Raw genomic sequence first — 24,284 nt, forward strand, 5'->3', positions numbered from 1 at the left:
GGATCCTCCTTGATCTGGTCAGGGGCGCATCATGCTTGGCGATGTTACCGAACCGCCTGGGGCGTCTGACAAGGTTTCAGCCCCGTCACTGTATCGAGTGGGGTGGCGCTGGCGTAGGCGCTTGCCACAATCAACAACTTCTCGCCGAGTTGCGTGCGCGGCTCCTCGCCCGCCGATGCAGCTCGCGGGGCAGGCCGGTGAGAGCCTGAGCCAGTCCCCTCAGCACCGGGCCGCGCTGCGGTCCTCGCAGGGAGCGCACCAGCGTACGGGCCAGTGCCTGCATCACCACCGGGGCCGGACTGTGGGCAGCTGCCGTCAGGATCCGGTTGCGGACGTTGACCCGGATGAACATCGGTGAGTCCGTGCCCGAGGAGGAGGCGTGATCGTGGCGCGCCACGGCCTCGCGCACGTAGAGGACTCGCCAACCGCGCTCACGCAGGCGCCAGGACAGGTCCGTGTCCTCGTAGTACATGAACAGGTCCTCGCGAAAGCCTCTCAGTGCCTGCCACGCCTCACGCCGAATCGCGCAGGCGCCTCCGCACAGGCCGAAGACCTCGCTGGGGGAGTGCTCCTGTCCGGCGGGCACCAGCCAGTCCCGGTCATAGCCGTTGCCGGAGGCGTCCACCAAGTTGCCCGTGGAGTTGACCAGGACCTCCCCCTCGCCGCGGGCAGCGGCCTCCTCATCGAGGCGGGTCCACCGCCCGGTGCGCGGGGAGACGAGGGCGTCCTGCTGGCCGGGGGCGGCCGGCTTCCAGCGTCCGGCCAGCAGGATCCGCGCCGTGGTCGCGGCCGGAGCCGCAGCGGACGGCGGGTCGCCCAGGGGGGCCAGGAGCGCCTCGAGGAAGCCGGGCTCGGCCACCGCGTCATTGTTGAGCAGGATGAGGACCTCCTCGACCATGCCTCGGGCCCCGAGGTTGACGCCGGCTCCGAATCCCCGGTTCTCGCTCGACTCGACCACCGTGAGTCCCTCTCGGCGAAGTCTCTCGGCCGAGCCGTCACCGGAGGCGTTGTCCACGATGACGAGTACGTCCTCGCCTCCCAGCTGCTCACGGATGGAGCGGGCCGCCCGGATCGTCAGCTCGGCCTGGCGCCAGTTGACGATGACGACGCGGGCTGAGGGGCGCCTGACGGGCTGGGTCACACCGCACCCCCGATGAGGGCGTGATAGACCTCCGTGTGCGCGGCGGCGCAGGCCTCCCAGGTGAAGGTCCGGGCGCGCTCGCGGCCGGCCTCGGCCAGCTCGTCGTGCTCCGCTCCAATAGCCCGGGCAAGCAGGCTGGCGATCTCACGCGGCGAGGGGGGGTCGGCCAGCAGGCCGGCCTGTCCGCACACCTCGGCCATGCAGGTCCCGGCGCTGGTGACCACCGGGGCCCCATAGGCCATGGCCTCCAGGACCGGCAGGCCGAAGCCCTCCCAGATGGAGGGGAAGCAGAAGGCGCGGGCGCCGCGGTAGGCGGCCGCCAGCTCGTCGTCGTCGAGCCTGCCGGTGACGTGGACCCGATCACCCAGGCGGGTCAGCAGCTCGCGCTCGGCGGCGTCGTCGCCCCACCCGGCCGGACCGACGAGGACCAGGTCGAGGCCGCCGGCGTCGTCGTGCTCCTCGATGAGGAGGGCGAAGGCGCGCAGCAGCCCCAACAGGTTCTTGCGGGGCTCACGGGTACCCGTCCACAGGATGTAGTCGCGCGTGAGGCCCCGGGCGGCACGGAAACCCTCGACCTGCTCGTCGGTGACGGTGCGGGTGCGTACCCCGTGAGGAATGACGTAGAGACGGGCGGCATCGATCCCCGCCGCGATGCAGTCGTCAGCGGTGGCCTGGGAGGGGACGATGATGGCGCTGGCCTCAGCGATGACGCGCTCCAGGCAGCGGCTGAAGTAGGCGTTGCCGCGCGCGGTGAAGTGCTCGGGTGAGCGCAGGAAGGCCAGGTCGTGCACGGTGACGACCAGCGGCAGCGAGGTGGGGGGCAGCGCCCAGGTCGTGGCGTGGATGAGCTGGGCGCCGGGCAGGATGGACTCGGCCCGCGGCAGCCCCAGACGGTTCCAGGACTCGTACAGGGCGGTACGAGGCAGGTGGGAGGAGCGCATCGGCATCGGCGGCAGTCCGACCTGGCGCGGCGAGGCGGCCCCCTGGTGATGGGCGGCGATCCCGGCCACGGGCACCCGCCGGGCGCGCAGGGCCTGGGCGAGCTCGACGATGTAGGTGCCCGAGCCCCCGGGGACGGGTTGCCACAGCTGCTCCACCACCATGCCCACGCGTGGGCCGCGGGGGCGAGCCGGTGGACGGGGGCCCTTGGCGGTGGAGGACACGGTGCGGGAGGCGGGAGAGGGGGAAGGGGCCGGGGAGTGCGCCGGGCGGGAATGATCTGCGCTCATGGGCTCAGAGTACGGGGTGACCGCGCCAGGCGCGGTAGCCTGCCGTCATGAAGGTTCTTCTCGATGCGACGGCGATCCCGGCTGACCTCGGAGGCGTGGGGCGCTATGTCGACGACCTCGTGCCCGAGCTCATCGCCTGCGGCGTCAACCTGGCCATGGCCGTCCAGCAACGTGATGTGGCGCACTTCTCCGCCAAGGTGCCCCGCGCCCACCTCTTCCCGGTCCCGCAGTCCATGGAGTCGCGCGGCGCCCGGATGGCCTGGGAGCAGACGGGGCTGCCGGCACTCATCCACCGGATCCGCCCCGACGTGCTGCACTCGCCCCACTACACCTTCCCGGCCCTGCACCAGGTGCCCGTGGTCGTCACCCTCCACGACGCCACGTTCTTCTCCCACCCGCAGGCGCACTCGCCCCTCAAGCAGAAGTTCTTCACCAGCGCCATCCGCCGGGCCGTGCGGCGGGCCGACGCACTCGTCGTGCCCTCGCAGGCCACTCGCGACGAGACCATCAAGTACGTCGGAGGCGACCCCGAGCGCTTCCACGTCGCCTACCACGGCGTGGACACCTCCGTGTTCCACCCGGTCGACGACGCCGAGCGAGCCCGCGTGGCCGCCTCCCTCGGACTGGAGGGCCGGCGCTACATCGGCTTCCTGGGGACCCTGGAGCCTCGCAAGAACGTCCCCAACCTGGTGCGCGCCTGGATCGACGTCTTCCGTGACTGCGAGGACGCCCCGGCCCTGGTCCTGGCCGGCGGACCCGGGTGGGACGAGGACATTGAGCCCGCCCTGGCTCAGGTGCCCCGGCACCTGAACGTCTTGCGGCCCGGCTACCTGCCCCTGGAGGACCTGCCCGGATTCCTCTCCGGATGTGAGATCCTGGCCTATCCCTCCATCGGTGAGGGCTTCGGCCTGCCGGTCCTGGAGGCCATGGCCTGCGGGGCCGCCGTGCTCACCACCCGCGAGCTGAGCCTGCCCGAGGTTGGGGGCGACGCCGTCGCCTACTGCGGATCGGACGTCCAAGCCATTGCCCGGGGTCTCGTGGTCCTGGACGCCCATCCCGAGTGGCGCCGGGCCCTGGGGGGCGCCGCCCTCGAACGGGCCGCCGAGTTCACCTGGAGGGCATCCGCCCAGGCGCACGTCGAGGCCTACCGCGCCGTCCTGGCGCGATAGTGCCCACCCCTGAGCGGAGCACGGTACGCCGTCTGTCCTTGGTGATATCGGCCAATGTGGCCGGTGCGCTCGTGTAGTGTTCATCGACAGGTTGATGACGCTTATGAGACGCCGGTAGAACAACGCTCGGTGGGAAGGAAGAGACGGCCAGTGAACGAGACCAAGCCCGCGCAGATTGAGGGGACCTCCCTCCCCAGTGCCGGGCGCGAAGAAGGGCAGATGCGTGTGCGGGTTCTCGTCACCGGTGCCAACGGCCAGCTCGGGCGTGCGCTCATGACCCTGCTGCCACAGGCGGGCTTCGAGCCCACCGGCGTCGACCTGCCCGAGGTGGATATCTCGGACGCGGCCGCCATGTCCTCCTGGGACTGGAGTGGCTACGACATCATCATCAACGCCGCGGCCTGGACCAATGTGGACGGGGCCGAGACTCCCGAGGGACGCCGCCTGTCCTGGCGGGCCAACACGGTCGGCCCGGTCAACCTGGCCCGAGCGGCCGTCCGGCACGGCTTGACCCTGGTGCACCTGTCCACCGAGTACACCTTCGACGGGGCCACGGCTCTCCACACCGAGGAGGAGACCCCCTCGCCGCTGGGCGTCTACGGCCAGTCCAAGGCCGCCGGGGACGCCGCCGTCAGTGTCTGTCCCCAGCACTACCTGGTGCGCACCTCATGGGTGGTCGGTGACGGCAAGAACTTCGTCAAGACGATGCTCTCCCTGGCTGAGCGCGGCATCACGCCGAGTGTCGTGGCCGACCAGACCGGGCGCCTCACCTTCGCCTCCGACCTGGCGGCGGGCATCATCCACCTCCTCACCGCGGGCGCCGAGTTCGGCACCTACAACCTCTCCGGTGATGGACCGATCGTCTCCTGGGCCGATGTCGCCAAGCGGGTCTACGAGCGCGCCGGCCACAGCCCCGACGAGGTCACTGCCGTCACCACTGAGGAGTACTACGCCGGTCAGGAGGGGATCGCACCGCGGCCACTGAGCTCGGCCCTGGACCTGGCGAAGATCAAAGCCACAGGTTTCACCCCGGCTGACTCCACGGAGCGCCTGGAGGCTTATCTTCAGGGCCTCCTGTAGGTTGAAACCGACCGGTTTACACTCCCTCGCCCCCGTTTCTCGTCGGAGATCAGCATGAGACGTGAGCTCACCAAGTACTTACGACTGCCGACCATGAGTCGTATGGAAACCGGCGCCGCGCTGTCACGGCGCCCGACGGTGGTCGGCGGGCTCCTCCTCATCCTGATGCTGCTGACCGGACTCGGGTGGGCGGTGTCCTCGCCGGTGGAGTCGTCTCCCGACGACAACTATCACCTGGGCAGCATCTGGTGCCCCCGTCCGGCCGGTGAATCCTGCCAGACCAGCGTTGTCGACGGCGATCCGGTGGTCCGGGTTCCGATCGCGGTGGCGGACGAGTCAATGAGATGCTACGTCCTGCAATCGAATAAGTCGGCGGGATGTGCGCTCGGGTACGACGATTCTCATATGGTGTGGTCCAAGCGCTTCGACAATGGCGCCTACCCAATTGGCTACTACCACTTCCATCACCTCTTCGTCGGCAAGGACGTGCAGACCTCGGTCCTGGTGATGCGAGGCGTCAATGTGCTCATCGCCGTGGCGCTTCTGGGAACCATCGGCTTCTGCGCGCCGCGGCAGTTGAGGCGGCCATTCATCGGCGCGATTGTCGCCTCGTGGGTCCCCATGGGGGTCTACTTCATCGCCTCCAACAATCCCAGCTCGTGGGCCGTCTCCGGGTTGATGGCATACTCCGCGGCAACATTTATGGCCCCGCAGCAGAAGGGGAGTCATCGTATTGCCCTCGTGATCTGCGCAGTGATCGGCGCCGTGATGTGCCTGACGTCGAGATATGACGCCGCCTTCTTCCTCCTTGTCGTCGGCCTTGCCCTGCTCTTCGCGGTGCCGTGGAAACGAGGGGGATGGATAGGGCTGAGTGCCCTCGCCGGAGTGGCCCTCCTCGGGGTCGGCACCTTTATGGCTTCGTCCCAGGTGTCGAAGGTCGCATACTTCCTGAGGGTTTTTGAGGCGTCTGATCCTGCGAAATCCGCCGATAAGCAGCCGTTCTTCGAGAAGCTCCTCGTTGGGCTGGAGACGGCACCGAAATATCTCGGCGGATTCTGGGGGCACACATGGACCCCGGGGTGGCACGATGTTCCTCTGGGGGCTCGCGCCCCCTACGTGCTCACCATTATGGCGGCCGGTGCTTTCGTGGCCGTCGGCTTGCGCCGTGGCGGTTGGCGGAAGTGGACCGCTCTGGCGATCATCGCGGGGTCGATGGTCCTTCTTCCGGCGTTGTTCTACGCCAACGGCGCCATGGACACCATCGAGCTCTATCAGGCCCGGTACATCTTCCCGCTGCTGGCGCCCACCTTCTTCCTCATGCTGGCCGTCGATCAGGATGAGGGGGCGTGGTTCACAGTTCCGCAGGCCGTCTGGGTCACCGTCTTCATATCGCTGTGCCAGACAATCACCCTGCATACGCTGCTGCTGCGATTCGTGCAGGGTGCTCAGGAACGGTGGGAACTCGACCTCAACAAGCATATCGAGTGGTGGTGGACTGCACCGGTCTCGCCCATGATGGTCTGGTTCCTCACGACCTGCTTCGCCACTGCGGCACTGGGAACCGCCATCGCAATGCTGACGCGCACAGCCGACAAGCACGAGGCGCCCCAGGAGTCGTGAGCACTGTGGGCGGGCGGCGCGGAGTGGCGCCACCCGCCCACACGTCATGAGGCAGTAACGGAGCAGGCCGGAGGCCTCCGGCCAGGAGCCTCAGGACTGCTGGTTGTCCAGCAGACCCAGGAGGTAGGCGCCGTACCCGGACTTCACCAGGGGCTCGGCGCGCTGGCGCAGGCCCTCGTCGTCGATGAAGCCCATGCGCCAGGCGACCTCCTCGGGAGCGCCGATGTTGAGGCCCTGACGGTGCTGGACGGTGCGGATGAAGCTGGTGGCGTCGGCCAGGGAGTCGAAGGTGCCGGTGTCGAGCCAGGCGGTGCCGCGGGGCAGGACCTCCACGGTGAGCCGGCCGGCCTCCAGGTAGGTGCGGTTGACGTCGGTGATCTCGTACTCGCCGCGGGCGGAGGGCTGGAGGTTCTTAGCGATCTCGACGACGTCGTTGTCATAGAAGTACAGGCCGGGCACGGCGTAGTTGGAGCGGGGCTGGGCCGGCTTCTCCTCGATGGAGATGGCCTTGAAGCTCTCATCGAACTCGACCACGCCGTAGGCCGTGGGGTCGGCGACTTGGTAGGCGTAGACGACGCCGCCGTCGGGGCTGGTGTGACGGCGCAGCTGGGTGCCCATGCCGGGGCCGTAGAAGATGTTGTCGCCCAGGACCAGGGCGGCGCTGTCGTCACCGATGAAGTCGGCGCCCAGGACGAAGGCCTGAGCCAGGCCGTTGGGCTCCTGCTGAACCGTGTAGGACAGGTTGACGCCGAGCTGGGAGCCGTCGCCCAGGAGGCGGTGGAACGAGGGGGCGTCGTGGGGGGTGGTGATGACCAGGACGTCCTGGATCCCGGCGAGCATGAGGGTGCTCAGCGGGTAGTAGATCATCGGCTTGTCGTAGACGGGCACCAGCTGCTTGGAGGTCCCCAGGGTGATCGGGTTGAGTCGCGTGCCGGAGCCTCCGGCCAGAATGATTCCTCGCATGCTCCAAGCATGACCTATTGAGGCCCTCAATGGCGCCAGGATCGGGCGGATCGGGAGCTCAGGTTCGTGTTTCCCGGCACGTTCCGCCCCTGGTGGCCCCGTCTGCGGGGTGTCGACGGGCCGCACCGATAGACTCGGGCAATGGCGCCTGACGGATACGGGGCGCCGAGACCAAGACCTGTGCGCACAGAAGGGGCCATCAATGGGGCAGATCGAGCTGGGCAAGCCGCTTGCCGTCGAGGAGACGCCGATTCCGGGATTCCTGCGGATCGACCTGACTGTTCACGGGGACAACCGCGGCTGGTTCAAGGAGAACTGGCAGCGGGAGAAGATGCTGGCCCTGGGGCTGCCCGACTTCGGGCCGGTGCAGAACAACATCTCCTTCAACAACGAGATCGGGGTCACCCGCGGCATCCACGCCGAGCCCTGGGACAAGTTCGTCTCGGTGGCCACCGGCCGCGTCTTCGGCGCCTGGGTGGACCTGCGCGAGGGACCCTCCTTCGGGGCCGTCTACACCTGCGAGATCGACCCGTCGGTGGCGGTGTTCGTGCCCCGGGGCGTGGGCAACTCCTATCAGACGCTGGAGCCCAACACCGCCTACACCTACCTGGTCAACGACCACTGGTCGGCCGACGCCCGGTACACCTTCCTCAACCTGGCCGATGAGACGGTGAACGTGCCCTGGCCGATCGCGCTGAGTGAGGCGATCCTCTCCGACAAGGACAAGGCGCACCCCCGCCTGGCCGAGGTCACCCCCTTCCCGGCTCCCGGGGCAGAGGCCTAGGACGTGCCCGCGCACCGGTACGGTGAGGCGCCATGAGACGACTTGAGCCGGCGCGCCAGCGGTACGCCTGGGGGTCCACCTCCGCCATCCCCGCCCTCCTGGGCAGGGCCGACGACGGCGCCCCCTGGGCCGAGGCCTGGTACGGATCCCACCCGGCCGGGCCCGCCCAGGTCGCCGAGGGCGGCGTGCTGTCCGAGCTCATCGACGCCGAGCCGGAGCGCCTCCTGGGGGAGGACATCATCTGGCGCTTCGGGCGCAGGCTGCCCTTCCTCCTCAAGCTCATCGCACCCGAGCAGCCCCTGTCCCTCCAGGTCCACCCCAGCCAGGCCCAGGCCGCCGAGGGCTACGCCCTGGAGGACGAGGCGGGCATCGCCCTGGACCACCCCTGCCGCAACTACAAGGACACGAACCACAAGCCGGAGATGGTCCTGGCCCTCACCCGCTTCCAGGCCGTCGCCGGTTTCCGGGCCCCGCGCCGCGCCGTCGAGGTCCTGGCCGGCCTGGACAGCCCCCTGGCCCGCCGGATGCGCCGCACCCTGCGCCTCAACCCCACGCGTTACGGCATCCGGCAGGTCTTCTCCGACGTCGTCTCGGCCGCCACGCGTCCCAGCCCTCAGGAGATCGACGCCCTCGTCACTGAGATCGCCGCCAGGTTCGAGGCCGGTACGTCCCCGTCCCTGCGAGTGGACTCCAACGTCGTGAAGATGGCCGGCACCTTCCCCGGGGACCCAGGCATCGCCGCTGCGCTCCTGCTCAACCCCGTCACCCTGCAGTCCGGTGAGGCGCTGTTCGTGCCGGCGGGAAGCGTGCACGCCTACATCTCCGGATTGGGGGTGGAGGTCATGGCCTCCTCGGACAACGTGCTGCGCGCCGGACTGAGCGCCAAGCACATCGATGTCCCCGAGATGCTGGCCTGCGTCGACTACGTGGCGGCCCCGCCGGTGCGCCCCGCCCCCGAGTACCTCTCTCGCGCCACCCGCGCCTACTACGCGCCGGTGGATGACTTCGAGCTCATGGTCACCACCGTGGTGGCCGCCGACGGGCGCCTGCCGGTCCCCGGACGGGGGCCGCGCATCCTCCTGGCCGTCGAGGGCGCCATGACCCTGGTGACCCAGGCCGATACCCAGACGCTCGCCCAGGGCGAGGCCGTGTTCGTCGGTGCCGACGAGCGCAGCCTGTCCGTCGAGGGGGAGGGCACCCTCGTCCAGGCCGACGTCCCCTGACACCACCGGCAGGGTCGGCGGGACTGAGCCCTGCCGACTCAGGCGGTGATGCCCTCCTGCCGGATGGCGGCCGCGGCGACGTCGTCGTCCGCCTCGGGGGTGAGAACCACCGCGGTGCGCCCGGCGCGCCAGGCGGCCAGTACCTCCTGGAGCATCTGGGCCGTGTCGGGGCTGCGCACCAGGACCGCACGTGAGGCGGAGCGGTTGTCGGCCCCCACCGATGCGCCGGCCGCCTCGACCCGGGCCGCCAGCTGGGCTCGTGTCAGGGTGGTGGGCCGCTCGCGTGACGGAACGGCGCCCGCCGGGGTGCCTGGAGCCGCAGGCGCCGCCCCCTCGGCGGCGAGGTCCCTGAGGCACACCGAATCAGCCGCGGTGCTCACCGGTGTGAAGCGGTCGGGATAGTGCATGAGGTCGGCGGCGCCGTCGAGCACGAGGGCGGGCAGCTCGCCCGGGTAGCGCAGCGCCAGCGAGGCGAGCGGGACCAGCGCCTGCGCCTCGGCCTCATCGCAGAGGCTCTCCGGGGCGAATGCCACACTCAGCTCGGGGAGGAGGCCGGCGGCGCGGATGTGCGCGCTGCCTCCCAGGAGCACGCTGCGCCCCGCCAGCCACGTACCGCAGGCCCATGCGACGCTCCGCCAATGAGGGGGGAGCCCCAGGTGGACCCCGTCACCGGGCGCCGACTCCGATGTGACGAATCCCGCGATCTTCGCCAGCCACATGGACAGGACGTGTCCGGTCAGCTCGACTCGTTCGTCGATTCCATAACAGACGAGCCATGGCCTGTCGGCGTCCTGCGGACTGGGGAGCAGTGGGAGCAAGGGATCTGGCATGACCCCGATTGAAGCAGATCCTGTGGCTTTCAGGAACTTCCCTGGTGGTGTCCAGTCGGTAGGGGCATGATGTGAACGTGCGTCAGGCGTCCTGAAATCCTCTGCAATGCCGTGGGTATTTCCACTGTCAGCCAGGCAGTGGGAGCCTCTCAGGGGTTTTGTAGGAAGTCGACATATGGTTCCATCCAGATGGGGATTTTCCTTGATATATCAAGGAATGATGTCGACGGTCACGAGAGGGTGAACTTTCCCTCGCTGGCTTGACTGGCCTTGTCTCACACGCATGTAATTCTTACTGGCAAGAAGCTCGGATCGAAGGGAGGCCGGCATGTGGAACATCCTCGGCGACGGCCCACTGAAGCACCCAGAGGAGCCTGACGCGGAGGTACTGTCGCTCCTCTTCGGTGGCGGTGACGACGTCGATGAAGGTCCTCTGGCGTGGCAGGAGCGCGCTCTGTGCGCCCAGACGGACCCTGAGGCCTTCTTCCCTGAGAAGGGCGGTTCCACACGCGAGGCCAAGCGAGTCTGTGCGACTTGCGAGGTTCGTGAGGAGTGCCTCGAGTACGCCCTCGCCAACGACGAGCGCTTCGGAATCTGGGGCGGTATGTCGGAGCGCGAGCGGCGCAAGCTCAAGCGTCGCGCAGTATGACCCCCGCCGGCTCCACACAGGGAGCCAGTCGGGTAGGAGCCCTGGCCGTCGTCGTGTCGGCCGGGGCGAGCCCGTTTCTGGCGCAGACACTGTCCGCGATCACCTCACAGACCTGCGCGCCCGACGTCGTCCTCGTCGTCGACGTCGCCTCGCGAGCCAACGGGCTGGGGGACGGAACCCCGATCGAGGAGCTCGTGGAGAGGTCGGGGCTGGACGCCGTCACCGCCGTGCGCGTCGTCAGGGCCAAGGAGGCCAAGAACTTCGGCGACGCCGTCTCCCGGGGATTGACCGCTTACGCCGGACTTGTCGCCGCCGGTAACCGCAAGCGCCGCAGCTCTGAGGCCCCCGACGGCGCAGAGGGCTCAGATGCTGACACCACCTCGAGTGGGCCGCGCACCTCGGTGCGGGACCTGCTGCTGTCGGGCTCGGGTCCCATCACCGGTCCCACCGGCGCGCTCTCGCCGATCACCGCCTACGAGCAGCGGCTCGTGGCCCCCACCGAGGCCACCCCGGAGATGCCGGAGCACCAGGTGTGGTTCTGGCTGCTCCATGATGACTCCGCGCCCGCCGAGGACTGCCTCGAGCGGCTGCTCACCGCCGCGACCAACGCCCGCTCCGTGGGAATCGTCGGACCCAAGCAGGTGGGCTGGGACAACCCCGAGCTGCTCCTGGAGGTCGGGCTGCGCGCCACTGCCTCGGCCCGCCGCGCCAATGACATCGTCCCCGGCGAGGTCGACCAGGGTCAGCACGATGACCGCAGTGACGTCCTGGCCGTAGGAACAGCCGGAGCCCTCATCGACCGGGCCGTGTGGGAGGAGATCGGCGGCATCGCCCCGTGGCTCGGCCCCTTCGGCGACGGCCTGGAGCTCTCGCGCGCCGCGCGCCTGGCCGGATACCGCGTCATCGTCGAACCCACCGCCGTCATCCGCCACCGACGGGCCTCCTACCAGGGGCTTCGTCGTCCCGCATCCGTCTCCCACTCCTCCGACGCGCCGCCCCGCACCGATGCCGAGGCCATCGAGGTCGCCCTTCCCGAGCCCGACCCGGAGCGATCCTTCCGGGCTCGGCGCAGCGCCCAGCTCACCAACTGGGCGGCCTTCTCCACCCGTCCCATCGGTCTGCTGCTGACCTGGTTCGTCGTCCTCGGACTCATGCGGTTCGTGTGGCGCCTGGCCTCCAAGGCTCCGGCGCTGGCCCGCGACGAGCTCGGCGCGGCTCTGGCCGTGGCCGGCCGCGGCCGACGGGTCAGGGCCGCCAGACGTCGGCTCGCCCAGCACACCAAGGTGCCCGCATCCGCACTGGGGCGCCTGTACGCCACGGCGGCCGAGATCCGCGGGGTACGCCGTGATCGCACCCGCCAGGAGCGCGAGCGTCGCGCCCGTGCGGCGGCCCCCAGTGAGCTTGAGCTGCGCGAGCTCGCCGCATTGGCCCGCAGCCGGCGCCGCACCCTGAGCGCGGTCATGGTGCTGGTGCTGGCACTGAGCACCTACGGCCTGTCCCGGCTGCTGCTGACCCGCTCCATCACCGGTGGGGCCCTGCCCCTGTTCAGCGGCGGCTGGCGTCAGATGTGGGACAGCGCCTGGAGCACCTGGATCGCCACCGCGGACGGCTACCCGGGCGGCGTCACCCCATTGCTGGGCATCCTGGCCCTACCGGCGGCTCTGGGAAGACTGGTGGGTCTGGAGACCAGCGCGCTCATCAGCGCTCTGGTGCTCCTGGCCGTGCCCCTGGCAGCGCTGGGGGCATGGTTCGCCGCCGGCACGATGACCCGGAAGGTAGTGCTGCGGGCCTGGGCGGCACTTGTGTGGGCCCTGTCTCCCAGCCTCCTGCTCGCCCTGGGCCAAGGGCGCCTCGGTGCCCTCCTGGTCCACCTCGTCCTGCCCTGGGCGCTGCTGGCGCTGGCCCGCGCAGTGGGCGCCGACCGGCGTGACCTCGTCCTGTCCGGACTGGTGGGTGCCCACCTGCTCACCGACGAGGAGCGCGCTGAGCTCGACCGATTCTCCACCGAGAAGGTCACCGACCTCGCCCACCTGGATGAGGAGGCACAGGCCGAGTCGAAGACCGAGGACACCGAGGACACCGAGGACACTGACGACGCCGCGGCCACCGAGGATGCTGCGGATGCAGTGCATGCAGTGCATGCAGTGGATGTTGAGGGTGATACTGCGGGTGATGCCGAACCCGCCCAGGACGGGGAGGCCGACACGACCCCCGCCCGGGAGGATGCCTCGGACGATGAGGATCATGACCGCGGTGAGGATGAGGCGGAGACCGGCCCTGCCGTCCGCGCCCCGGCCGCTCGCGAGCCCGAGATCGACTTGCCCCCCACGGAGAAGTACGGCTACGGGTCGGCGACGGCCGCTGCAGTCGCAGGGCTGCTGCTGAGCGTCGTCGTCGCGGCCGTCCCGGCCACCGCCGCCGTGCTGGCAGTCATCATCCTTCTGCTGTCGGTGACTACGCGACGCGGCTTCAAGCTGGTCCTCACCCTGGTCCCCATGCTGGTTACCGCCGCCCCGGCCTGGTGGGGCGCCTGGCTCCTGGGCCACCGGGCGGGCTGGGCCGAGGGGGTCCGGCTGCTGCTGACCGACATCGGCCTGCCCGTCTCCGCGCCGGCGCCGAGCAGTCTCGACCTGCTGGTCGGCTCCCCGATGGACCTGGACGCCCTGGTCTCCTCCGGGGCTCTGAGTGTCCTGCTGCGGGTACTGCTGGCGCTGGTCCCGGTCCTGGGCGTCGTCGGGCTCTTCGTCTCCCGGCGCGTCCGGGTGGCCCGCACCGGCATCCTCCTGGCCCTGGGCGGCCTCATCCTGGCCGGGCTCTGCCTGCGCACCCCGACCGGTCTGGGACCGGACGTTGCCGGAAGCGGCCTGGCTCCCGTCAACGGATGGTCCGGGGCCGGTCTGTCCCTGGCACTGAGCGGTTTCCTCGCGGCGGCCCTGACCGCCGGCGAGACCATCTGGGACCTGCTTGGGCAGCGGTCCAGAGGCGGCCGTCGAGCGCTGGAGCGCAGGAGCCGGAAGGATGCCGACGCGGCCTCCTCCCTGGCCGCAGACCCGACGGTGAGGCGGAAGCGATCGCGCCGCCTCAAGGCGGCCTTCACGACCGCGGCCTGCCTCGTCCTGCTCGCCCCGGTGGTGGTCGGTGGCATCTGGTCCTACCAGGCTCACCGCGCCAGTAACCCGCGGGTCCTGGCGCTGCACTCCACGCCTCAGCAGATCCCGCTCATTGCTGAGCAGTTCCAGGGCTCGGAGGCGGCCGGACGAGTTCTCAGACTCACCTCCACGCCGCAGGGGCTCCAGGCCACCATCTGGCGCGGGCCCGGCACCCAGATCAGCGACGTCCTGCCCGGAGCGGTCAACGTCGAGGCGCGCACCCGTGCCGCCGCGGCACTGGCCGACCCCGGGCTCAAGCCCGGCAAGGACGCTCAGCCGGCCAGGCCCAGCAGCGCAGCCTCAGGTCAGGCACTCGTCCTGGACGACCCCGCCGACGTCGAGCTCGCCCAGATCGTCACCCGCGCCACCGCCGGACAGGACAAGGGAGCCGCCGACGCCCTGGCGGCCCACGGCATCGCCGTCGTCGTGCTCGATCATCAGGAGGGCGACGCCGTCACCGCCGAGGCCCGCGTAGGCCTGGCCTCAACGCCGGGACTGGAGCAGCTCGCCCAGACCGCCTCGGGCAACTCCTGGAGGGTCACGTCCTCGGCTCACCCCGACTCGGCCCGCCTGAGCCTCCTGGACGCCGGAGGTGTGGTCACCCCGGTCGCCTCCACCGGTACCGGCTCAGGGACCCGCACCGAGATCCCCGCCGGAGCCGGCCCCCGCACCCTCGTCATGGTGGAGCGCTCCGACGCCGGCTGGAGCGCCACCCTCGATGGCCGGCGCCTTGAGGCCACCACGGTTCGCGCCCAGGACGGCAGCTGGAAGCAGGGCTTCACCGTCGGCTCTGAAGGCGGGGAGCTGGTGGTCACCCACACCCGCAGGTCCACGGCCGCCGCGACCTACACGATCTGGGCCGTCTGGGCCCTGACCCTGGTGGCGGCACTGCCCCTGCGACGCGGAAAGGAGATGGCCTCATGACGCAGCCCCGTCAGGACGACGCCGACAGCCAGCAGGAGTCGGAGGAGAAGGCCGAGACCCAGCCCCCGCAGCACAGGTCGACCAGGCCGGCCCCGCAGCAGGCCGACGGCGGGACCGCCTCCGCGGAGAAGACCGACGACGAGACCGCGGATGAGATCGTGGACGAGGCGGTGAACAAGGAGGCGGACACGCAGGCGGAGGAAGGCGATGACAGCCCCGCCGGCCAGGACCAGGACTCAGGCAGCACCCCCACCGACGAGCCCACTGACGACGCCCCCCACACCGATGCCGAGGATGCCGCCGACACCGATGCCGAGGCGTCGGATGACACCGATGCTGAGACGGTGGATGAGACTGACACTCCCTCCACCAGCCCCTCCACGAAGCGGCGAAGGAGCCCCGCCAGCACCAGGCGGCACCGCCGGTCACTGGGGCAGACGGTCTCCCGCGGCGTCGGTGTCCTGACTTCCCTCGCGCTGGCCGCAGCCGTCGGAGGCGTCACCTGGTGGGGGTACACCGCACCGACCACACCGACCCCGCAGCTGCAGGCCCTGAGCCTGGCCCAGCCCGGAGGCACCACCACCTACGTCTGCCCGCACGCGCCCACCAATACACTGCGGGGCACCGACGTCGGCGCCATGGAGTCCGCCACCGCCATCGTCCCGGCCAAGGGAGACGGGGCCGGCAAGTCGGCCACCTATGCCGGTCGGAGCATCCCCACCGACACAGCCACCTCCATGAGTACCGCCGAGGGCGGCATCCTCACCCTCGCGCCCGCGGACGGCCGGGTGGCCAACGCCGTCGGGGCGGTAACGACTCTGACCAAGAGCGGTGACCTGCGGGGGCTCACCGCCGCCCCCTGCACCCAGCCGTCCGCCATGTCCTGGATCGTGGGCGGCTCCATCGCGGCGGGCTCCTCGGCCGAGCTGCGACTGGTCAACCCCGGCGTCACCCCCGCCACCGCGAAGGTCACCCTCTACGGTTCCATCGGCCGGCTCAGCCTGCCCAGCAACGGGGAGATCACCGTGCCCGCGGGCGGCTCCTCCTCCCTGGCCCTGGAGACGAAGGGCAGCCAGGACCCGCGCATCGCCGTATCCGTCGAGGCCGACGGCGGCTCCGTGGTGCCCACCCTCGTCACCGAGTCCCTCGACGGGGAGACCCCCGCCGGCACCGACGTCATCACCCCGGGAGCCACCCCGGCCACCGACCTCGTGATCCCCGGCGTGGAGATCACCGAGCCGGCCACACAGGGTGAGGTGCCCGACGCCAAGACCGGTGCGGACTCCTCCGACAACCCGGCCGTGCGCATCGTCAACCCCGGTGCCGCCCCGGCGACCGTGTCGGTGACCATGCTCGGCAAGGACGGTGCCCGCCCGCTGAGCGGGGCGCAGTCCGTGACCATCGACGCCGGCTCCGTCTTCGACATCCAGCTGGCCGGCGTGCCCGCGGGCACCTACGGGGTGCAGGTCACCTCGAACACGCCAGTGGGAGCCGCTGTCCGCATGGTGCGCAGCGGCGGCGAGTACCCCGCGCGCTCCAAGGCCCTCGTCCACGACCAGGCCTGGGCGCAGGCCGCGCTGCCCGGTGCCGCGGACTCCGGCCTGCTGGCGGTGCCGCGCGCGGCCTCCCTGAGCTCGGCGGTCACCGTGGCCAACAGCGGTGAGACCACCTCGGTGACCCTGTCCTCCCTCGACGGCTCCTGGAAGCAGGACGTCAAGGTCGCCAAGGGCAGTTCCAGCGTCGTCGAGGTGCCGGCCAAGGTCTCCGCCGTCCGCCTGAACGCGGCCGGTCGGAAGGGCTCATCGGGGACCTCGCACGCCCCCAGTGGACTGGCCGCCGCAACCGTCGTGACCGCGCAGGCCGGTGGAGACCTGGCCGGCACGCTCATCTCCACCGTGCCGGCTCAGCCCGACGCCACCGTTCAGGCCCAGCGCCGCATCCTGCTGGACTGACGCCACCGGGCCCCGGGCGGGGGAGTCCGTCTCACAGGGCCGAGTCGGGATCGATCTCCTCGGGGCGGCGCCCCAGCATGAGGGCCACCTGCTCGACGACGACACGGTGCACCAGGTCGGCCAGCTCGGCATCGTTCGTGGCCCGGGAGGCCACCGGTCGGCGGTAGATGACGACGCGCGCCGGCAGTCCCGCACGGGGCTCAGCGGTGAAGCCGCGTCCCAGCACCACCGAGCGCTCCCAGGGCGCCGGATCCGAGGGCGGGACCTCCTCGACGGCGAACTGGATCTGATCCACCGACGGCCAGCGTCTGGCCAGGTTCTGGGCCGCGTCCACGACGAGCTCGTCGAAGCGCTCGGCGCGAGTGCGCCAGGCCGGCAGATGCGGCGGCAGGAGTGGACCGCGCAGCCCCCGGCCGTGGCGGTCACGACGACTGCTCGGGCGGCGCCCCGGTGCCGCGGCGGAGCGCGGGGGGATCCGCCCGGGCGAGAAGGGGAACAGGTCGGTCACATCGGCCAGCCTAAGCGGCGTGTGGATGACCGGCGGGCAACGGCACGGTAACCTGCGAGCGTGAGAAGAGTCCGACACTGCCGCAAGCCCGGCTGCGAGCGCCCAGCCGTGGCCACCCTGACTTCCGTCTACGCGGACTCCACCATCGTGCTGGGGCCACTGGCCACCGAGGCCCAGCCCGAGGCCTACGACCTGTGCGACAAGCACGTCTCCTCCTTCACGGCCCCCCGCGGCTGGCAGATCATCCGCCTGGCCACCGAGTTCGAGCCGGCTCCCCCCAGTGAGGACGACCTCCTGGCCCTGGCCGACGCCGTGCGCGAGGCCTCCCGCGCCCCACGCCCGGTCGCCTCGCCGGCCGAGCACCGACCCCGCCCCGGCGGGATCATGCCGGCCTCCCTGACGGCCCCGCTGCCGCCCCCGCCGGAGATCGCCGAGGACGAGATCCTGCGGCGCGGGCACCTGCGGGTCCTGCGCGGACAGAAGGGGGACGCATGAGCCGGTCGGACGTTCCCGTGCCTGAGCAGCGAGCGGTCCTCCCCTCCGGACTGAGGTCCGCCCTGCGCTGCCCGCTCAGCGGCGAGGAGCTCGTTGACGGCCTCGACGAGGCCGGTCGCCCCGCACTCGTCTCCCGGGGCACGGGCCTGGCCTATCCGGTGCGCGACGGCGTTCCGATCCTCCTGGTTCACGAGGCATCACGCGTGCCCGCTCCCGGTCCCGACCCTCAGGGCTGAGGCGCCGCGCCCCCGCTGCGACCCGGGTGGCCCGTCGTGGGGCCGAGCCCGGGGTGGTTCAACGCCGTCGGGTCTCTCCTCCCACTCCATAGGGCGGGCGGGCCATGTCCCGCAGCACGTCCTCCTCCAGCCGGCGGTCGCGGCTCTCCAGCACCAGCTCACGGTTACGGCGCTCGGTGAGAACCGCGGCAAGGAACCGTTCGGGGTGCGTGCCGGCGGGCGGCGGGGGAGAGACGTATCCCTGGACCTGAGAAGCCAGCTCGAGTCCCAGCTGGTGGCGGGAGGAGGGCACGAGGGAGGAGGCGCGCTGCAGGAAGGTGCGCGCCGTCAGGCTCAGGTTCCCGGGCAGGGCGCGCAGGTCCGTGCCCGCCGCCCACTGAGCCAGCTCGGGGGGCATCAGCAGCGGTGGCGCCATGTGGGAGCGGTGATGCTCTCGAACCACGTAGGTGCCGGCCAGCATGTCCCCGAACCGCTTCCCCCGCTTGGAGACGATGCTGGCGCACAGGGCCGGCACGGCCCAGGTGCCCCAGATCTCGACGACGGCCAGCAGCGTGCGCACCAGGCAGTGGCGCAGCCTGACGGTACCGCCGTCGTCGCGCACCACCCGGGCCCCGGTCACCATGCGGCCCAGGCTCCGGCCCCCGCTGAGGAGCTCGACGAGCAGAGGGATGACGACCATCCAGGCGAGGAGGGCCAGGGACAGCATCGCCCGGGTCAACGCGAGATTCTCTCGGAACTCCGAGCCCGTGGAGATGGCCAGCACCATCACCACGACCACGGACAGTCCTGCCCCCAGGGCATAGACGGCGTAGTCGATGAGTCCCGAGGTGATGCGATTGGCGACCGTCGCCGGGGTGATCTCCAGGGCGACCGCCTCCCCGGTGATGAGCAGCTCGGGCTCGATCATCCGCTCGGAGGATGTAGGGGATGCGGCCGTCATGACAGACTCCTTGCGTGGATCTTGATGCTTTCTCCGCGGCGCACCGCGATCAGTGGGAACGTCTCGATGTGCTCGTGGGGCGCGGCCACCTCAGCGGGGCTGAGACCGATGAGCTCGTGGCTCTCTACCGCACCTGCGCCCGTCATCTGTCGCGGGTGCGCTCGGCCGCGCCGGATCCGCAACTCATCGCCGAGCTGTCCTCCCGAGTGGCCGCGGCTCGCGGCCGCCTGACCGGAACACGGGAGGTGAGGAGCCGTTCGGTGCGCCGCTTTGTTCTCCAGTCCGTGCCGGCGGCCCTGTACCGCATCCGGTGGTGGACCTGCGGGGTCATGGTTGCCGAGATCGCCCTGGCGCTGGTGGTGGGGGCGTGGACCCTGCGCAGTCCGGAGGCCATGGCAGCTCTGGGCAGCCCCGAGACGCTGGACACCTACGCCCATGAGGCCTTCGAGTCCTACTACTCCACGTACTCCGCCCCCGACTTCGCCGCTGCGGTGTGGACGAATAACGCCCGTATCGCAGCGATCTGCGTGGCCGGAGGGATCACGGGGTTCCTGCCGCTCTACATGCTGTACCAGAACGCCGTCGGCGTGGGACAGGCCGGGGCGATCATGGCCGACCACGACATGCTCGGCGTGTTCCTCTCGCTCATCTCGCCGCACGGCCTGCTGGAGCTGACCTGCATCTTCATCGCCGGCGCGGCCGGACTCAAGCTCTTCTGGACCATGCTGGTCCCCGGCCGGCGCAGCCGCACGGCCGCGCTGGCCGCCGAGGGACGGGCCCTCATCACGGTGGCCGTGGGCCTGACCGCCGCCCTGGCCGTCGCCGGACTCATCGAGGCCTTCGTGACTCCGGCCCCCATCCCCTGGTTGGTCAAGATCGCCATCGGAGCCGGTGCGTTGGCACTGCTGTGGGCCTACACCCTCATCCTGGGCCGCTCCGCCGTCGCCGCAGGGTCCACGGGTGACCTCGAGGAGGATGAGGCCGGCTACGTCCAGCCCGAGGCCGGCTGAACCGGGCGTCGTCGCAGTGCGCCTCATAGACGCCCCGCGGCCTTGAGGTCCAGGTAGCAGTCGGCCAGTGCCGGAGCAAGCCCCTGGTCGGGTGCCTCCACGACCTCCACCCCGCCGCGACTCAGGCGGCGGCGCACGGCGTGCATCTCCACCAGGTCCTTCTCCGCGGAGGCGGCCACGTACACCGAGTCGGTGTCGTCACGCGTCGACCTGAGCTCCTCCAGCTCGGGGTCCAGGGCCGAGGCGAGAACAACCGTGTGCTCCCGGGCCAGAGCCGCCAGCGTCCGAATCATCGTCGCGTCCCCGGCGCTGCCGTCCAGGGCGGAGATGACCACCACCAGTGCGCGCTGCGAGAGCGTGGTGCGCACCAGAGAGGCCACGAGGGTCCAGTCGAGCTCGGTCAGGCGCGGCTCCACATCGGTCAGGTGCTCGGCCAGCTCGGTCATGAGCACCGGTCCGGCGCTGCCCCGCACCTGTGCGCGCACGGCGTCGTCCATGGCCAGGACGTCGACCCGGTCGCCGGCGCGGGAGGCCAGGGCCGCCAGCAGCAGGGTGGCCTCGATCTGGGCGTCGAGCCTGGGGGCGTCCCCCAGGCGGGCGGCGGACAGTCGACCCGAGTCGATGATGATGAGAACCCTCCGATCGCGCTCCGGGCGCCAGGTGCGTACCAGCACCTCGCCCCGGCGGGCAGTGGAGCGCCAGTCGATGGAGCGCACGTCGTCTCCGACGACGTACTCGCGCAGGGAGTCGAACTCGGTCCCCTCCCCGCGCACCATGACGGCGCTGCGTCCGTCCATCTCCCGCAGCCGGGCCAGGCGCGAGTGCAGGTGGCGGCGCGAGCGGAAGGCCGGCAGGACCCGGACGGAGGCAGGGACCTCCAATGACGCCTGCCGCCCCGCGATGCCCAGGGGACCCGTCACCCTGACAGTCAGTGGCCCCGCCTGGCGCTCCCCCCGGCGTCGGGGCGTGAGCACCGTGGAATGACGACGGCGCTGTGCCGGGGGGATCGTCATCGCCCCGCGATCGTGGGTCGCCCCGGCGCTGGGGGGCCAGGCATCGCGCAGCAGGAGGCGGGCCGTGCGCCGACCGGTGTTGGTGAGCGTCAGTGTGGCAGTGATCGACTCGCCCAGCCGCACGCCGTGGCTCACGGAGCGCGAGGCCCGCAGCACTGCGGGCGAGGGGGCGCTCACCACGTCGATCACGACGAGGACCATGACCACGCCGGCCCAGGCCAGCACGGTGGCCGGGCGCGGCGCGATGAGGACCAGGGCGATCCCCGCAAGCATCGCCCATACGGCGCGCATCGTCAGGAACATGCCACTCCTGTCGTGAGTCGGTCAGCTGATCGGTTCTGTGCTCGTGGTCTTCGGCGGCCGATGCCTCAGCGCGGGACCGGCACGGTTCGCAGCACGGCCTCGATGACGGACTGAGGGGTGATGCCCTCCATCTCGGCCTCGGCGTGCAGCTTGATGCGATGGCGCAGAGCCGGAAGCGCCAGTGCCTTGATGTCATCGGGAGTGACGAAGGACCTGCCGGCGAGCCAGGCCCAGGCCCGTGACGCGGCCAGGAGCGCCGTGGCCCCACGCGGTGAGACCCCCAGGGCCACCGAGGGCATGGAGCGGGTGGCGCGCACGAGATCCACCGCGTAGGCCAGCACCTCCGGCGTGACTCCGACCGTGCTCACCTGGGCCCGGGCCTGAGCCAGTTCCTGGACCCCGGCGACGGCCCGCAGCCCTGCCGAGAGCAGGTCGCGCGGATCGAATCCTGAGGTGTGGCGGGAGAGCACCTCGATCTCCTGGGCCCGCTCGGGCAGGGGAAGCACCAGCTTGAGCAGGAAGCGGTCCAGCTGGGCCTCGGGCAGCGGGTAGGTCCCCTCGTACTCCACCGGGTTCTGGGTGGCGATCACCATGAACGGATCCGGCAGGGCCCGGGGCTCGCCGTCGATGGAGACCTGACGCTCCTCCATGGCCTCCAACAGCGCCGACTGCGTCTTGGGCGGGGTGCGGTTGATCTCGTCGGCCAGCAGGAGGTTGGTGAAGACGGGACCTGCCCGGAAGGAGAACTGGGCGCTGCGGGAGTCGTAGATGAGTGAGCCGGTGACGTCCCCGGGCATGAGGTCGGGGGTGAACTGGATGCGTTTGGTCTCCAGATCCAGCGCGGTGGCCAGCGACCGCACCAGGAGGGTCTTGGCCACGCCGGGAACCCCCTCGAGCAGGACGTGCCCGCCGGCGAGCAGGGCGATGACCAGCCCGGTCACAGCCGCCTCCTGACCGACGACGGCCTTGCCCACCTCGCTGCGCACGGCCACCAGGCGCCTGCGCGGGTCGGAGCCGTCCTCCCCGCGGGGGGAGGACGGTGAGACCTTTGGGGCGCTGTGGGTTCCCGAGGCGTCCGGGCCCTCGGGGGCCTGGGGGTGGGGGGCGCCGGTATCCGCGTCACCTGCGATGCCCGGGGCGCGGGTGGGGTCGGTGCTGTCCGTGCTCATGTGGAGTGAACCTCGCTCTCGAGTTGGTCGAGCTGAACTGCCAGGGTGGCCAGGGCGTTGTCGCTGGTGGGCGGCGGGCCGTAAAGAAGAGAGTCCACCGTGGCCGGGGCGATGCCCGAGGCCAGGGAGACGGCGGCGATGACGTCACGGCGCGAGGTCCCGGGGGGCAGGCCCAGGGTGGCGCCCAGACGCAGCGCGGCACCCGAGCGCAGGGCCTGGGCCGCACGGGGCCGGTCCGAGCCCTGACGGTAGAGACGCCCGCGGGCCACCGTGGTCTCGATGGAGCGCACGACGACGGGCAGGTCCTCGCTCACGATGCCGCCGAAGCGACGCCCCTGGACGATCGCCAGCACGCCGGCGATGACGAGGAGCTGGAAGATGAGGACCGGAAGCCAGGGGGGAGTGGAGGAGGAGTTCCACACGGAGGGCGCCTCCATGTGCTCCCCGTCCAACCACAGCACGCGGCTGTGATGGCCCAGCGCGCGCACTCCCAGGGCTGCGTGCCCCTCCTGGGCCAGGTGAACGTTGGTCACCGGCGCGGGATCGGGCAGGACCCGCAGCGTGGCACCGCTGGGCAGGGAGTCGGTGGCATAGGCGTAGCGGTCCTCGCCCACCGGGAAGCAGCCGACGGCGTCGCCATCGCCCTGCAGGGACACCGAGGCGCGCGTGCCGGCCAGGCTCCGGGCGGCCTGGGCATCGGCGTCGTCGCACTGTGGCGCCCGGGTGGAGGAGGCCGCCGCCGCGGTGCCCTTGGCGGTCATGCCCGTCAGCCCCGCCAGGGCGTCGCTGCCGCTCTCGGCTCCGACGACGACGACGTCGCCGCCCGACTCGGCCAGGGCCCGCCGGTCCTGGTTGCTGAGCCGGTCGGCGTTGACCACGGCGATGGTCGCGCCCTCGCGGCCGGCGTCCACGGCCTGGGAGAGGCTGCCGGCCTTGCTCACGGAGATCCCCTCGTCGCGCAGCAGCTCGGCGAGCGCCATGGTTCCCCAGTCCTTGGGGTTGTCGATGGCCAGCGGCGTCGTGGAGGTGATGGTCCGAGTCCACACGGTCACCAGGACGGGGATGAGCATGAGGGCCACCGCGATGACCCCTGGGCGCCACCGGCGCCAGCGCCGGGACCAGCGCGGACCCGTCACCTGGGGCGGGGCGGCCTCGAGAGAGGAGTCCGGGGGAGGCGGGGGCTGCGACGTCGTCGTGGGGGTGCTCATGCCGGCGTCCCCGGAACGTGGGCGGAGGCGTCGACGAGGGCGTGTCCGCTGGGGAGACGGACCGTGGTCATCTGATCGGCGAGCTCGCGCATCTGCTGGTCCTGGGCGCTGGTGGAGACCACTCGACCGTAGAGGACGGCGTCGAACAGGTGGGCGGCCTCGTACAGCGGGGCCACGACCCGGTGCTCGCCGAGGGCCTGGTGGGTGAGCGTGGCCGCCTCCAGGGCCGTCATGCCCGGGTACTCATCGATGATCCCGCGCTCATCGAGGGAGCGGATGATGGCGCGGAAGCGTTCGACGACGGCGGTGGTGAAGTCGGCCTGCGCGGCCGCCGTGTCCGCGGCGCGGGTCAGAGCGTCGGCATCGCGGTCGTCGGTGAAGACCGACAGCGACGGCGGCGTCGCTACCCTGCGGGCCGAGGACAGCCTGGTCAGCAGGAGGGTCAGCAGCGCGATACCGGCGGCGACGACGAGAACCACGATGAGCGTGGACACCCAGGAGGGAACCCCGGGGACCATGCTGCCGACATCGAAGAGCCCCCTGAGCCAGCTCCAGATCCGGTCCCACAGATCGTGATGGTCGTGGTAGATCGGACGGGAGAGCTCCCTGCCCGCGGCGCGCCGGGCCTCGTCGGCGTCGGGGGTCGCTGGGGCCTGCGCGCTGATCGTCCTGAGAGGTGTCACGGCCGG

Annotated in this window: 21 protein-coding genes; 11 read left to right on the forward strand and 10 right to left on the reverse strand. The window is 70.9% G+C overall.

All coding sequences use genetic code 11. From position 1 onward, the window contains the following. Positions 1–130: 130 nt before the first annotated feature. Positions 131–1,141 (reverse strand): glycosyltransferase family 2 protein, encoded by a 1,011-nt coding sequence (locus tag HMPREF3165_RS02395; RefSeq protein WP_070510641.1) that lies wholly within the window; start codon positions 1,139–1,141, stop codon positions 131–133. After that, positions 1,138–2,250: a glycosyltransferase family 4 protein gene (locus HMPREF3165_RS02400; protein ID WP_070510642.1), complete on the reverse strand. Its 1,113-nt coding sequence runs from the start codon at positions 2,248–2,250 to the stop codon at positions 1,138–1,140. The genes HMPREF3165_RS02395 and HMPREF3165_RS02400 overlap by 4 nt, the downstream gene beginning before the upstream one ends. 167 nt (positions 2,251–2,417) lie before the next feature. Here HMPREF3165_RS02400 and HMPREF3165_RS02405 point away from each other — a divergent pair, with 167 nt between their 5' ends. From HMPREF3165_RS02405 to HMPREF3165_RS02415, 3 genes are all read left to right on the forward strand, one after another. After that, the gene (locus HMPREF3165_RS02405) at positions 2,418–3,539 is read left to right on the forward strand and encodes a glycosyltransferase family 4 protein (RefSeq protein ID WP_003787041.1); all 1,122 of its coding nucleotides are present in this window, start codon (positions 2,418–2,420) and stop codon (positions 3,537–3,539) included. A 150-nt stretch (positions 3,540–3,689) separates the two neighbouring features. Beyond that, on the forward strand, positions 3,690–4,619 hold the full coding sequence (locus HMPREF3165_RS02410) for an SDR family oxidoreductase (protein WP_020991742.1): 930 nt from the start codon (positions 3,690–3,692) through the stop codon (positions 4,617–4,619). 54 nt (positions 4,620–4,673) lie between these two features. Further along, positions 4,674–6,239 (forward strand): DUF2142 domain-containing protein, encoded by a 1,566-nt coding sequence (locus HMPREF3165_RS02415; RefSeq protein ID WP_003787037.1) that lies wholly within the window; start codon positions 4,674–4,676, stop codon positions 6,237–6,239. A gap of 90 nt (positions 6,240–6,329) precedes the next feature. On the opposite strand, the gene rfbA is transcribed toward HMPREF3165_RS02415, so the two are convergent. Continuing rightward, positions 6,330–7,202, reverse strand: a complete 873-nt coding sequence (rfbA, locus tag HMPREF3165_RS02420; RefSeq protein ID WP_003787035.1) for a glucose-1-phosphate thymidylyltransferase RfbA — start codon at positions 7,200–7,202, stop codon at positions 6,330–6,332. A 202-nt stretch (positions 7,203–7,404) separates the two neighbouring features. On the opposite strand from rfbA, the gene HMPREF3165_RS02425 reads away from it, so the two are divergent. Together HMPREF3165_RS02425 and manA are read left to right on the forward strand one after the other, a co-directional pair. Continuing rightward, positions 7,405–7,986, forward strand: coding sequence for a dTDP-4-dehydrorhamnose 3,5-epimerase family protein (locus HMPREF3165_RS02425; RefSeq protein WP_020991741.1), 582 nt, complete (start codon positions 7,405–7,407; stop codon positions 7,984–7,986). A gap of 32 nt (positions 7,987–8,018) precedes the next feature. Next, entirely contained in the window at positions 8,019–9,209 is a 1,191-nt protein-coding gene (gene manA, locus HMPREF3165_RS02430; protein WP_003787031.1) for a mannose-6-phosphate isomerase, class I, read from the forward strand. A 38-nt stretch (positions 9,210–9,247) separates the two neighbouring features. Here manA and HMPREF3165_RS02435 read toward each other — a convergent pair whose 3' ends face one another. Continuing rightward, positions 9,248–10,039, reverse strand: a complete 792-nt coding sequence (locus tag HMPREF3165_RS02435) for a TIGR03089 family protein (RefSeq protein WP_020991740.1) — start codon at positions 10,037–10,039, stop codon at positions 9,248–9,250. Positions 10,040–10,367: 328 nt separating this feature from the next. On the opposite strand from HMPREF3165_RS02435, the gene HMPREF3165_RS02440 reads away from it, so the two are divergent. Genes HMPREF3165_RS02440 through HMPREF3165_RS02450 form a run of 3 tightly spaced genes read left to right on the forward strand, consistent with a single transcriptional unit; the run spans position 10,368 to position 16,713 of the window. Further along, positions 10,368–10,688, forward strand: a complete 321-nt coding sequence (locus tag HMPREF3165_RS02440; RefSeq protein ID WP_003787027.1) for a WhiB family transcriptional regulator — start codon at positions 10,368–10,370, stop codon at positions 10,686–10,688. After that, positions 10,685–14,761 (forward strand): glycosyltransferase family 2 protein, encoded by a 4,077-nt coding sequence (locus HMPREF3165_RS02445; protein ID WP_020991739.1) that lies wholly within the window; start codon positions 10,685–10,687, stop codon positions 14,759–14,761. Before HMPREF3165_RS02440 ends, HMPREF3165_RS02445 begins: the two co-directional genes overlap by 4 nt. Next, a complete protein-coding gene (locus tag HMPREF3165_RS02450; protein WP_003787020.1) occupies positions 14,758–16,713 on the forward strand; it encodes a DUF5719 family protein in 1,956 nt (651 codons plus the stop codon). Before HMPREF3165_RS02445 ends, HMPREF3165_RS02450 begins: the two co-directional genes overlap by 4 nt. A gap of 31 nt (positions 16,714–16,744) precedes the next feature. Here the strand turns inward: HMPREF3165_RS02450 and HMPREF3165_RS13595 are convergent, their stop codons facing one another. Next, positions 16,745–17,221: a metallopeptidase family protein gene (locus HMPREF3165_RS13595; RefSeq protein ID WP_003787018.1), complete on the reverse strand. Its 477-nt coding sequence runs from the start codon at positions 17,219–17,221 to the stop codon at positions 16,745–16,747. Positions 17,222–17,281: 60 nt separating this feature from the next. Here HMPREF3165_RS13595 and HMPREF3165_RS02460 point away from each other — a divergent pair, with 60 nt between their 5' ends. Further along, the gene (locus HMPREF3165_RS02460; protein WP_003787014.1) at positions 17,282–17,716 is read left to right on the forward strand and encodes a DUF3499 domain-containing protein; all 435 of its coding nucleotides are present in this window, start codon (positions 17,282–17,284) and stop codon (positions 17,714–17,716) included. Next, positions 17,713–17,952: a Trm112 family protein gene (locus HMPREF3165_RS02465; RefSeq protein WP_003787012.1), complete on the forward strand. Its 240-nt coding sequence runs from the start codon at positions 17,713–17,715 to the stop codon at positions 17,950–17,952. The genes HMPREF3165_RS02460 and HMPREF3165_RS02465 overlap by 4 nt, the downstream gene beginning before the upstream one ends. 58 nt (positions 17,953–18,010) lie before the next feature. Here HMPREF3165_RS02465 and HMPREF3165_RS02470 read toward each other — a convergent pair whose 3' ends face one another. Next, the gene (locus tag HMPREF3165_RS02470) at positions 18,011–18,892 is read right to left on the reverse strand and encodes an RDD family protein (RefSeq protein WP_003787010.1); all 882 of its coding nucleotides are present in this window, start codon (positions 18,890–18,892) and stop codon (positions 18,011–18,013) included. A 14-nt stretch (positions 18,893–18,906) separates the two neighbouring features. Between HMPREF3165_RS02470 and HMPREF3165_RS02475 the strand changes: the two genes are divergently transcribed. Continuing rightward, positions 18,907–19,902, forward strand: a complete 996-nt coding sequence (locus HMPREF3165_RS02475; RefSeq protein WP_003787008.1) for a stage II sporulation protein M — start codon at positions 18,907–18,909, stop codon at positions 19,900–19,902. A gap of 23 nt (positions 19,903–19,925) precedes the next feature. Here HMPREF3165_RS02475 and HMPREF3165_RS02480 read toward each other — a convergent pair whose 3' ends face one another. The 4 genes from HMPREF3165_RS02480 to HMPREF3165_RS02495 all read right to left on the reverse strand — a co-directional run bounded on the left by HMPREF3165_RS02480 (position 19,926) and on the right by HMPREF3165_RS02495 (position 24,278). Further along, positions 19,926–21,218 (reverse strand): DUF58 domain-containing protein, encoded by a 1,293-nt coding sequence (locus HMPREF3165_RS02480; RefSeq protein WP_003787005.1) that lies wholly within the window; start codon positions 21,216–21,218, stop codon positions 19,926–19,928. Between the two features lie 65 nt (positions 21,219–21,283). After that, positions 21,284–22,387, reverse strand: a complete 1,104-nt coding sequence (locus tag HMPREF3165_RS02485) for an AAA family ATPase (protein ID WP_003787003.1) — start codon at positions 22,385–22,387, stop codon at positions 21,284–21,286. Beyond that, positions 22,384–23,595 carry a DUF4350 domain-containing protein gene (locus HMPREF3165_RS02490; protein WP_003787000.1) on the reverse strand — a complete coding sequence of 404 codons (1,212 nt, stop codon included), beginning with the start codon at positions 23,593–23,595 and terminating at the stop codon, positions 22,384–22,386. Before HMPREF3165_RS02490 ends, HMPREF3165_RS02485 begins: the two co-directional genes overlap by 4 nt. Then, positions 23,592–24,278, reverse strand: coding sequence for a DUF4129 domain-containing protein (locus HMPREF3165_RS02495; RefSeq protein ID WP_003786996.1), 687 nt, complete (start codon positions 24,276–24,278; stop codon positions 23,592–23,594). Before HMPREF3165_RS02495 ends, HMPREF3165_RS02490 begins: the two co-directional genes overlap by 4 nt. Positions 24,279–24,284 lie beyond the last annotated feature (6 nt).

This window comes from Actinomyces sp. HMSC08A09 (assembly GCF_001807465.1).
In the GTDB taxonomy this organism is placed as follows: Bacteria; Actinomycetota; Actinomycetes; order Actinomycetales; family Actinomycetaceae; genus Actinomyces; species Actinomyces oris.

Excerpts from the sequence above, each read along its gene's own strand:
- HMPREF3165_RS02450 (WP_003787020.1), top strand. The coding sequence starts at position 14,758 with ATGACGCAGCCCCGTCAGGACGACGCCGACAGCCAGCAGGAGTCGGAG.
- HMPREF3165_RS02480 (WP_003787005.1), bottom strand. The coding sequence starts at position 21,218 with ATGTTCCTGACGATGCGCGCCGTATGGGCGATGCTTGCGGGGATCGCC.
- manA (WP_003787031.1), top strand. The coding sequence starts at position 8,019 with ATGAGACGACTTGAGCCGGCGCGCCAGCGGTACGCCTGGGGGTCCACC.
- HMPREF3165_RS02465 (WP_003787012.1), top strand. The coding sequence starts at position 17,713 with ATGAGCCGGTCGGACGTTCCCGTGCCTGAGCAGCGAGCGGTCCTCCCC.
- HMPREF3165_RS02425 (WP_020991741.1), top strand. The coding sequence starts at position 7,405 with ATGGGGCAGATCGAGCTGGGCAAGCCGCTTGCCGTCGAGGAGACGCCG.
- rfbA (WP_003787035.1), bottom strand. The coding sequence starts at position 7,202 with ATGCGAGGAATCATTCTGGCCGGAGGCTCCGGCACGCGACTCAACCCG.
- HMPREF3165_RS02470 (WP_003787010.1), bottom strand. The coding sequence starts at position 18,892 with ATGACGGCCGCATCCCCTACATCCTCCGAGCGGATGATCGAGCCCGAG.
- HMPREF3165_RS02415 (WP_003787037.1), top strand. The coding sequence starts at position 4,674 with ATGAGACGTGAGCTCACCAAGTACTTACGACTGCCGACCATGAGTCGT.
- HMPREF3165_RS02405 (WP_003787041.1), top strand. The coding sequence starts at position 2,418 with ATGAAGGTTCTTCTCGATGCGACGGCGATCCCGGCTGACCTCGGAGGC.
- HMPREF3165_RS02440 (WP_003787027.1), top strand. The coding sequence starts at position 10,368 with ATGTGGAACATCCTCGGCGACGGCCCACTGAAGCACCCAGAGGAGCCT.
- HMPREF3165_RS02445 (WP_020991739.1), top strand. The coding sequence starts at position 10,685 with ATGACCCCCGCCGGCTCCACACAGGGAGCCAGTCGGGTAGGAGCCCTG.
- HMPREF3165_RS02435 (WP_020991740.1), bottom strand. The coding sequence starts at position 10,039 with ATGCCAGATCCCTTGCTCCCACTGCTCCCCAGTCCGCAGGACGCCGAC.
- HMPREF3165_RS02485 (WP_003787003.1), bottom strand. The coding sequence starts at position 22,387 with ATGAGCACGGACAGCACCGACCCCACCCGCGCCCCGGGCATCGCAGGT.
- HMPREF3165_RS02490 (WP_003787000.1), bottom strand. The coding sequence starts at position 23,595 with ATGAGCACCCCCACGACGACGTCGCAGCCCCCGCCTCCCCCGGACTCC.